Annotated in this window: 7 protein-coding genes; 3 read left to right on the forward strand and 4 right to left on the reverse strand. The window is 33.9% G+C overall.

The annotated features are described in order from the left end of the window. Positions 1–456: 456 nt before the first annotated feature. From ACRD62_RS15400 to ACRD62_RS15415, 4 genes are read right to left on the reverse strand one after another with little or no spacing between them, the layout of a single operon-like run. Positions 457–1,656, reverse strand: coding sequence for a YeeE/YedE thiosulfate transporter family protein (locus tag ACRD62_RS15400; protein WP_430821003.1), 1,200 nt, complete (start codon positions 1,654–1,656; stop codon positions 457–459). A 2-nt stretch (positions 1,657–1,658) separates the two neighbouring features. Next, on the reverse strand, positions 1,659–2,195 hold the full coding sequence (locus tag ACRD62_RS15405) for a YeeE/YedE thiosulfate transporter family protein (protein ID WP_430821004.1): 537 nt from the start codon (positions 2,193–2,195) through the stop codon (positions 1,659–1,661). Next, positions 2,176–2,835, reverse strand: coding sequence for a cytochrome b/b6 domain-containing protein (locus tag ACRD62_RS15410; RefSeq protein ID WP_430821005.1), 660 nt, complete (start codon positions 2,833–2,835; stop codon positions 2,176–2,178). Before ACRD62_RS15410 ends, ACRD62_RS15405 begins: the two co-directional genes overlap by 20 nt. Before the next feature lie 17 nt (positions 2,836–2,852). After that, entirely contained in the window at positions 2,853–4,409 is a 1,557-nt protein-coding gene (locus ACRD62_RS15415) for a tetrathionate reductase family octaheme c-type cytochrome (protein ID WP_430821007.1), read from the reverse strand. Positions 4,410–4,670: 261 nt separating this feature from the next. Here ACRD62_RS15415 and ACRD62_RS15420 point away from each other — a divergent pair, with 261 nt between their 5' ends. From ACRD62_RS15420 to bamJ, 3 genes are all read left to right on the forward strand, one after another. Continuing rightward, complete coding sequence (locus ACRD62_RS15420; RefSeq protein WP_430821008.1) at positions 4,671–7,280, forward strand: serine hydrolase domain-containing protein; 2,610 nt, start codon at positions 4,671–4,673, stop codon at positions 7,278–7,280. A gap of 240 nt (positions 7,281–7,520) precedes the next feature. Further along, positions 7,521–9,503: a glucosamine-6-phosphate deaminase gene (locus tag ACRD62_RS15425; RefSeq protein WP_430821009.1), complete on the forward strand. Its 1,983-nt coding sequence runs from the start codon at positions 7,521–7,523 to the stop codon at positions 9,501–9,503. A 125-nt stretch (positions 9,504–9,628) separates the two neighbouring features. After that, positions 9,629–10,282: a BamJ family beta-barrel-assembly machinery protein gene (bamJ, locus tag ACRD62_RS15430; RefSeq protein ID WP_430821010.1), complete on the forward strand. Its 654-nt coding sequence runs from the start codon at positions 9,629–9,631 to the stop codon at positions 10,280–10,282. The last annotated feature ends 118 nt before the right edge of the window (positions 10,283–10,400 follow it).

Genomic DNA, 10,400 nt, shown 5'->3' on the forward strand with positions numbered 1-10,400 from the left:
GTCTCAACAAAAGAAATTGTTAATTGGTTGGATATAATATTATCCTTATCCATCCTTATTTCATGATGGTTGGAGTAAATATTTGTAAATACAAATATTGTTAGGCTGGATAAGATGTTTATTATGATTGCCATATTTTAATGTCGCGCAAATGTAGGGATTTTGACGGGCCTTTAATGTAGAAAGTTGTGAAAAATAAATAAATGTTATTTAATGGTATGTTAATACTATTGTCTGTGCTTTAAAGAAGATACCATTGATATTCGTTTTTCTATAAAAGTATATACGTTGAGTTATAATGAATAGACTCACAAAAGGAAGAATCTGTTTAGAAATTTTTATGGATACAACATTCTAACATAAAACAATATAGTTAAGTTAATATTATCCAATAGCCCAAATTATTGCTATTTTGGGCTATTGGATTTCTTATTATATTTTATTGAGAAAAGTATTTTAGCTACAACCACCTTGAACCCTTGTAACCTTTTTTTCAACAGGTTTATCCATCTTTGAAAGGGCTTCTTTTATTTCATTTAGTTTAGTTGCTGCGCTTACTCTAAAATGATAAATATTTTTTTCTCTCTTTGATGCATTCTCAGAAAGGCTCTCTATATCAAAATAGTTTTTGTGGAATTCTTGAGCTGAAGTTGTTAAGGCAATATTTTCTGCTTTACCAAAATATTCAGCTATTAGATATGCCCTTTTACTATCATTATCATTTTCAGCATAGAAAATATTTGTCTTTTCCCTTTGTTTTAATATTGCTCTGTATTTAATATCAGACAGTTCAGTTAATGGAATATTAATGGCAGTTGGTATATGAAATTTGTCAAAATCTTCTTTCGATCTCACATCAATAAGATTGTATTTATAATATTGACTAATTAATTCATCAGCTAATTCATCACCATCCATATTGGTGATGTGAACAGAATGTTCTAATAACATTTTTTCAATGCGTTGATGAACAAGTTCAGAGCGTGTAGGTGTAACTAATGTTATCAATACTAATAAAATAGCAACCCCTCCGGATATTGAATATGTAATAATGCTTTTTTTTGTGATGGAAGCTTTACGCCTGTTTACTTTGTCCTCTATCTTCTGTACAATATAAAATGTACTTACCGCTATAATAATTGTAATCAATGCAAATACCTCTCTTGACATACCTAACATCTCAAACATCAAAACATTACCCATGTTGGCTGCATTATCTAGTACACTGATTAAAGGATAGGATTCTGTAAAAACAAAAATTCCTAAAAGCGCACCAATAATAAAAGTCATACCATCCATTTTACCAGTGGCTGCTGCACACACACTTGTGCCAGGACAAAAACCACCAATGATAAATCCTACTCCCATTATTGCACCTCCCAAAAGGGCTGCATATAGAAATGTTGGATTTATATAGATAATATCAATATTTAATAATCCTAAATGGTTTAATAAAATGACTCCAATCATTGCTGTAACACCAGCAGTAAAAAATACTTTTAATACAGTAAAGTCATAGCCGTAAAATAAACCAACTAATTTACGGGTTGAACCGAATCCAGCTTGTTCCAGAGCAAAACCAAATCCAAAACCTAAAATAATGGCAATTATTAAACTAAAATCGCTACTTATAATATGCGGTACTAATGGTCCCATCTTTATTTTAATTTATTAATCCATAATTTTCTGAAAAAGAAAGCAACTCCGTATGCCATTCCAAAGATAGAGAGCATCGTAATAATACCTCCAAATGACATTACGGCCATTCCACTAAGAGCTGCACCACTTGTACAGCCTCTAGCCAGTTGACTTCCAAAACCAAATAATGCACCACCTAATATGGCAGCTGCTACTCTTGTTGACTTAGTAACATTTGGACCACGTTCTAATTTTAAACCAACTCGATTTGAAACTAGTCCTGAAACAAAAGCACCTAGTATTACACCAATGACTTCAAATACTAACCAGCTTTTTAAAGGACCATCTGGGTGGCTTTCATTATAATGCTTAAAATAATCTGTGTTATCAGCATGCGTAGGTGCAATATCATTTACAGCTTCTATAACAACACTTTTTAATGCGCCGCTGGCACCTAATCCCCGTCCAGTGATATAAATAGTTGTTAATAAAACAAAACCGAGAATAAACCCTGCCAGATATGGATTCATGTATTTTTTAGGTTGTTCTTTCATCATGGTCATTTTTTTCTTGTTTGTCAACAGAAATATTTTCTTCTTCTAACAATTCCCAACCTGTAATCATCCCTTTTAAATTAGACGTTGGAGTGTGGCCTGTGGTGGTCATATATACATGTACAATTATAAAGGCTAAAAGTAAAAATGCACCAAGTGTATGCACAATTGCAATGATGTTTAAAGGTATACTGCTAATGATAATTGTATCGTTTACATCAAATGTTTTATAGTACATAAAAAGTAATCCCGAAAGAATTACAATAGGAGCCATTATAAGCTTGAAACCGATGTATACCATTGCCTGCAATGGATTTAGTTTTTTTCTTGGTGATTTTATAGTTGGATGGGGTGCTCCTTTAAACATGCCAACTGTATAATACTGTATTTGCATTTTAAGTTTTGAAATAGTTGGAATATATTGTTTCCATTCTCCGGTTGTAAAATGCCAAAAAATAGAAAAAGCAATTAGTCCTAAAAGCAAATATGAGGCAACTCGATGGTAAATAACTGCGTTCTCAAAACCAAAGAGACTGAACGAATCATGGACTTCAAATCCGGTTAAAGCCAGAAAAAAGATTAAAGCAGCCTGACTCCAGTGCCAGAATCGTTCAAATTTTCTATATATGTAAACTTTACGCATAATTCAAGTATTAGTGGTTATTTGTATTTTGATGAAACAACTCGTGCTATGGTATGAATTGCTACTCCCACAAAGGATCCAATAAGAATTAGATGACCAAATAATTCAATCCATTTATTTTTGTCACGACCTATTATGTATATGCCATTAACATTAGCCAATCTTCCATTGTTACTCGTATGACACTCGTTACATGATAATGCTTCATCTTTTGGTGAAACCATATGATTGATTGGCCAGTACATTTCTGTTTGAACAAAAGTATATTCACCACTATATGGTAATCCTATTTCTTTCATTCCAGCTTGAGCAGATAATTCCCAATCAAAATCCATCCAGTAAGCACTATCTCCTTTGTTTTCTGCGTATAAGCGTGGTTGGATGAGCATTTTAGTATTTGGGTCATATATTTGATCACCACGATGAACTTTTACTGGATAAATTTTTGAATGTGGGTCATCCGCATTTCCCAATAAAGAGTTGATTTGAACTGGGAATGTTGAGACAGTATCTCCTAAGGCATAATGTTTGGCTTTGCCATTGAACCATAGATATTCAGGTTGAACATTCTTTTGCCAAATAAAACTACCTTTGATTGACATGTATGAATGATTACCCATACTATCTTCCTCGAAAAAAGGTTGGCCATTTTGATCTAGCTTACCAGCCTCTGACCATAACCAATTCATTTTAGTTGCATTTTCTTTTGCATAAATAGGGATATGGCAGGTTTGACAAGAGACTTTTGAGAAATGACGATTTAATAACTCATTTAAGTGAGGTTTTGGGGTATGGCATTCTGTACATTCTAAACGGTTTGTATTTGTTGATGATACAGAGTATAATCTACCTTTAATATGATGTTTGTCAGAAGTATGGCAGTCAACACAGGCTAAATTAATTCCATTACCAGCCATATGCACATCGGTGCTGCGAGAGCATGATAATAAAGACTCCTCTAAATCCCCATGTTTTACATTATTGCCACCTCCACTATAAAAGTGGCATGATCCACAATTAATTTTATCCGGGCGTCCAACATGCTGAGCTACTTGAGTTAGATTGACATGTCTGTCTGGATATCCTGCCATGGATGCCCCTTTAATGTATTCTTCACTTTTATCATGACAGACCATGCAATCAACATTTCGCGCGTTATTAAAATCAAATGTGTTACCATCCATTCCGAATCCAATATGACATTTGGCACAAGCCTGTTCATTGCCGCTAGAACCAATACAGAAATTATTGATTACATTTTTTTTGCCTAATTTGGCAATCCCTTTTCCTTCAACATATTCTAAACGATCCCAATTCCAGTGATTGGAATGCATCACTTCAATATGACGTTCATTGTGACAACTGATGCAGGTTTCGGTAACTTCTTGCGGTGTTTTAAATTCTTTTTTTAAAACATCGAATTGACTATGGTCTACTTTGGCTGTTGGTTTAAATATGTATTTCTGTTTTAATTCATACTGTGCTTTATTGATTGGATCATCCTCATGCAAGAGGTTAACAGATAGAAGTATTAAAACAGTTGCCAAAACTATAAATGTTGTGACTTTAATCATTTGATCTAGGTATATAAAAGTATAGAGACAAATATATGTATATAAATAGATATAAAAACTGAAATTTATTGCAATAACCTAATTTATAATAAGTCTTATTAAGGATTAATTTCCTTAATAGAGGCTTTGGTTCGTTTGTAATTTCAAATCTTCAATATAAAAGTGTTAATAAGCGCTTTAAAAATGAATGGAATGATTAATGTCTAAATATTATTGATCAAATTTTTTGTGAATGCTTTGCTTTTCTTTTATTTCGGCATTATGAAAAGAAGAGTATCTATGATCAGGTGGAAGTTGTTATTGGTATTTATAATATTGGGACGTATGGCCAATGCTTCATCTCAGGCAGATTCTCTTTTAAATGACTATAAAGAGAAATTAGCCAGTATCTTTGTAGTTCCTTCCGCAACTCTTGATGATAAATATGAATATCAACCAGGTTATGTTTTAGTGAATAAATTATCAAAGCCACAGAAAAATCAACAAACTGTTTCAAAAATAATCATCGATTTACGTGATGGTAAGAAAGATTATCTGGCTTATAATTTTCCATCCAATGAAATTTTATCCAATGTGTCAGAAAGCGGTTTTATTCATAAAATAAACAATTCGGCTTTATTGTATGAAGCTAAAAATGGAGCTGATGGAATTTTTATGCATGATGAGGAAGGAAAAAGTATATTATCAGTATTTAAAGATTCGACACTTTCAATTAAAAAATACGAGGTAGTCAGATTTCCAAAGGAACTAAAGAGATTTTTGCCGAATAAAGGTTTTGATACAGCAAGGGAAGTTGGTATTGGAATGTCAAATTGGAATCGGTTTAGCTGGCGTAATTTGGGATTGTATTATTTTGATAATCAATTTACTCTTAATCCTTCTTTTGAAGAACTTTTGGATAAAGGTGTGCTTTTTTATTCTGAGAATATTGCTGAAGATCATGCTAAATTAGTAAGAGCTTACGAAAATCACTTATTATTAATAGAGTCAAAGATTGAACAATCATACCAATACGACACAGTCGGTGTTAAAAACGAGCTTGATGAAGTTTCATTAAATGAAGTCATAGTGGAGCAGACAGCACTAAGGTTAAGTGCTTACCGCAATTCATTAGCATTATATCAAAAAAGAAACATCCTACCCTTAATTAATGTTGATCAGATTAATGGTGTTGTGAGTGATCATCGAAAAGATAAAAGTGATGATTTTATCAATAGGGCCAGGTTTTATTTGCCCAATATTTTAAATGCGAATGATTCGATAAAAACACTAAACCTATATATATCACTTTGTGATAGGCAGGATAAGTTAATTGCAGTTAGTGAAGATTTAAGGCGTATTAAAGATTTTGAAGGTGTTTCAAAAATTCTTGTCACAAAAGGACTAGCTGAGCCCTTTTTCAATTCTTCATTATTGAATGATTTTGATGCTGTACTTGTGGCTGATGAAGTTGACGAAATAACATGGGATTTATTGGCTCAGGCATTATTTGGAGGCATTAGTGTAAGTGGAATCAATTTAAAGGCTAGTCATCTTACCGATTTGGGTTTCCACAATGCTGGTATCTCAAAAAGCAGATTGGCATTTTCGCTGCCGGAAGTAGTTGGCATGTCGACAGATACTCTAAAACGGGTTGATAAATTAATATCCAAGGCTATTATCGAAAAAGCAACACCGGGTGCCCAGCTATTAATAGCTCGTGGCGGTGAAATAGTTTGGCAAAAAACATATGGATATCACACCTATTCCAAAAGGATCAGGACCAGTAATGAAGATCTTTATGACGTAGCATCAGTTACAAAATTATGCACAACCTTACCAATTGTAATGGATATGTATGAAAAGGGAATAATTAACATAGATGACTCATTAATACATTATCTTCCGGGTATTGATACAATTGATAAAAAGGATATCATTATTAAAGATCTTCTTTTGCATCAGGCTGGTTTGGTAAGTTTTATTCCTTTTCATCGAAATGCGATAGATGAAGAGTCATTAAATGAGCATGCGTTGTATAGCAGACATTATTCTTCAACTTACAATATTAAATTAGATCAATGGTTTTATCAAAATAAGAATGCCAAATATCGAAAAGATGTTTTTCAGGGTATTCAAGATTCAGCATTTAGTGTGCAGGTAAGTAAGAATCTGTTTATGAATCATAATTATATAGATTCAATGAAGGCCATGGTATACAATTCTAAGCTTTACGAGCAAAAGAATTATCTTTATAGTGATGTGGGTTATCATTTTCTACATTTAATAATGGATGCTAAGTTGAAAATGCCTATTGATGAATATTATTATACTCATTTTACCAATCGACTGGGCATTAACAGGATTTTGTATAAACCACTAAGTAAATTTAGCACCAATGTTATTATACCTACCGAAAATGATAAATCCTTCAGAAAAGAGCTTTTGCATGGATATGTGCATGATCAGGGTGCAGCTATGATTGGAGGGGTAGCAGCAAACGCAGGAATTTTTGCCAATTCTGCAGATTTAGCCATCTTTTCTCAAATGCTTCTTAATAAAGGTGAATATGGAGGTGTAAAATACTTTAAACCAGAAACCATTGAATATTTTACCTCCAGGCAAGATTCCTTAAATCGAAGAGGTTTGGGAGTTGATAAGCCCGAATTGGACCCTGATAAACAAAGTCCCGCGTCATTGTTAGTTTCGTCATCATCTTATGGTCATACAGGTTTTACCGGTACGATGGTTTGGATAGATCCTGAATACCAGCTGATTTATATCTTTTTGTCCAATCGTATTCATCCTGATTCCTATAATAAAAAGTTAATTGAATTAAATGTACGAACAGATATTCAGGATGTTATATATAAGTCAATCATTAGTAATTGATTTTTATCTTCACCTATTAATTGAATTTCGTTTTATCTTGTTGTAATTTGTTAATACAATAATCATCTGATCTTGTATCTGGTTAATAAAAATTTTAAATAATAATTAAACGAAAGCTTTCGAAAGCTTATTAAAAATAGTTAAAAGGTTATTAAAACTTTGTTTATCGTTATTTTTAATCAATTTAAATTATAAATTTGCAATCTATCAAAAAGGACAATCACATTAACATTTAATGTTATGATAGTAAAATTTAATCAGAAGATTTCACCAGCCGGTAAGTTTAAAAATGAAGGCTACCACGATGATCCGTATCTGAGATCATTAATAACGAAACATGAGAAAATTGCCACTAAAATCTATGGATCTTCAACAGAGGGATCAAAAGCTTTGGCATCTGAAATAGCTTCTATTATTAAAATTAAGGAGCTTGAAGGAGCGAAGTGTGTGTTAGGTTTAGCAGTAGGTTCTGCACCCAGTGAGGTGTACGATGAGTTGGTGAGCATGCACAAGAAAGAAGGTTTAAGCTTTAAAAATGTGATTGTATTTAATGTGATGGAGTATTTTCCAATTGCTCCAAATGCATTACAAAGTTTCAGCAGAAACATTAAGGAGAAATTTTACGATCGTATTGATATACCAAAGGAAAATATTTTTGAACTTGATTCAACGATTCCTCAGGAAAGTATTTATAAATTTTGCCGTGGATTTGAAGAACAAATCGATAAAGTAGGCGGAATTGACATGCAGATTCTTGGAGTAGGAGGAACAGGTCATATTGGTTTAAATGAACCGGGCTCTTCTTATAATTCACTAACAAGAATTGTTTCGCTGGATGATATTACAAGAACAGTAGCAGCCTCCGATTTCTTTGGTAAGGATAATGTGCCTCGTAAGGCTATTACAATGGGAGTAGCTACCATTATGAAGGCAAAACGTGTTCGTATTTTGGCATGGGGTGAAGGTAAAGCTGATATTGTTCAAAAAACAGTTGAAGGCACTATTACAGAAGAAGTTCCTTCTTCATTTTTGCAGCGCCACAAGAATTGCCATGTTATTGTTGATGAGGCGGCTGGTAATGAGCTTACCCGAGTTAAAACACCTTGGTTAATAGATAGTGTAGTTTGGGACGATCGGTTGGTAAAAAAGGCGGTTGTTTGGCTATGTCAAAAGGTGAATAAGCCCATTCTTAAGTTGACTGATCGTGATTACAATGATAACGGCATGGGTGATATCATTGCAGAAAAAGGATCGGCATACCAAATTAATATTCGCATTTTTAATGAACTTCAGCATACCATTACAGGTTGGCCCGGTGGAAAGCCAAATGCTGATGATACCTATCGTCCGGAAAGAAAATCACCAGAGAAGAAAAGGGTAATAATCTTTAGCCCACACCCTGATGACGATGTTATTTCTATGGGAGGAACGATGTTGCGTTTGGTTGATCAGGGTCATGATGTTCATGTGGCATATCAGGTTTCTGGTAACCTTGCTGTATCAGATGATGATGTTCTTCGCTACATCGATTTTATTGGGGCTTATGCTCGTGGGTTAAAAGTTGATACAAAAGAAATAGAGGCTGAACACGAGAAAATACGAAAATTTATTGCCAATAAAAAGCATGACCAAATTGATTTACCTGAGATACGTCGAATTAAGAGTTTGATTCGTGTAGGTGAGGCTAAAGCAGGTTGTCGTTATGCAAACGTAAAAGCTGAAAATGTTCATTTCCTGAATCTTCCTTTCTATGAAACAGGAGGAGTAGAGAAGAAGCCAATTGGCAAAGAAGATGTAAAAATCATTGTAGAAATGATTAAGGAGGTAAAGCCACATCAGATTTATGCAGCGGGTGATTTATCTGATCCTCATGGAACACACCGCGTTTGTCTGGACGCTATATTTCAGGCAATTGACATTCTTAAGAAGGAAGAGTGGATGAAAGATTGTTGGGTTTGGTTGTATCGTGGAGCGTGGCACGAATGGGAAATTCATAATATTGAGATGGCTGTACCTATTAGTCCGGATGAATTGATGCGTAAGCGTAATGCAATATTTAAGCATCAATCACAAAAGGATGGAGCAATGTTCCTGGGAGGTGATAGTCGTGAGTTTTGGCAGAGAGCAGAAGATAGAAACAGAGGAACCGCTCAGTTGTATAACGACTTGGGAATGGCAGAATATGAAGCATTTGAAGCCTTTGTTCGTTACGAATTTTTATAGTGTTTAGATTAATGATAATATGAACAGGTGTTGGTTATCCTTCACCTGTTTTTTTATCTAAAATCGACATGATGTAGCTCCAATAAAGTATTTGTATATCTTTGGGGCAAATAAATAATAAACAAATGAATAAGAAATTGATTTCTAAACTGATGATGGCTGGTGCAATTGCATTTGGCGTTATCTCTTGTCAGCAGGGAGCTTCTGATGCGCCTGCAAAATTAAATGCATTTCAGGATAGTTTGAGTTACAGCTATGGTATCTTAATTGCAAATCAATTAACAAATATCGAAGGATTAGATGCTGATATGGTAGCTGCGGGTGTACGTGAACAATTGAATAATAATGGTCAGGTAACTCCACAACAGGCAAATGATGTGTTAACCTATGAGATGAGAAAAGAAGGAGAAGATTTTTTGGCTGAAAATGCTAAGAAAGAAGGAGTAATGGTAACTGAAAGTGGTTTGCAATATAAAATTCTGGAAGAAGGTTCTGGTAGAATACCTACTGCAACAAATACTGTGAAAGTTCATTATACAGGTACTTTGGTTGATGGAACTAAATTTGATAGTTCGGTTGATCGTGGTGAACCAGCTGAGTTTCCTCTTAATCGTGTTGTTGCAGGTTGGACAGAAGGATTTCAATTGTTAAAAGAAGGAACAAAAGCTATCTTGTACATTCCTTATGATTTAGGATACGGTCCACGTGGTTCTCAAGGTGTAATTCCTCCATATGCAACCTTGATTTTTGAAGTTGAATTGATTGAGATAGTAGATTAATTATCTTATCACACAAAATACAGGAGGGTGTCCAAAATTGAGGCACCCTCTTTTTATTATTCAAAAAAATGGAGTTCTTCCTTAAATTATTTCATCCAGCTGAGAGCTTATATGTGAG

It is taken from the genome of Carboxylicivirga caseinilyticus, from assembly GCF_050589785.1.
Lineage (GTDB): Bacteria > Bacteroidota > Bacteroidia > Bacteroidales > Marinilabiliaceae > Carboxylicivirga > Carboxylicivirga caseinilyticus.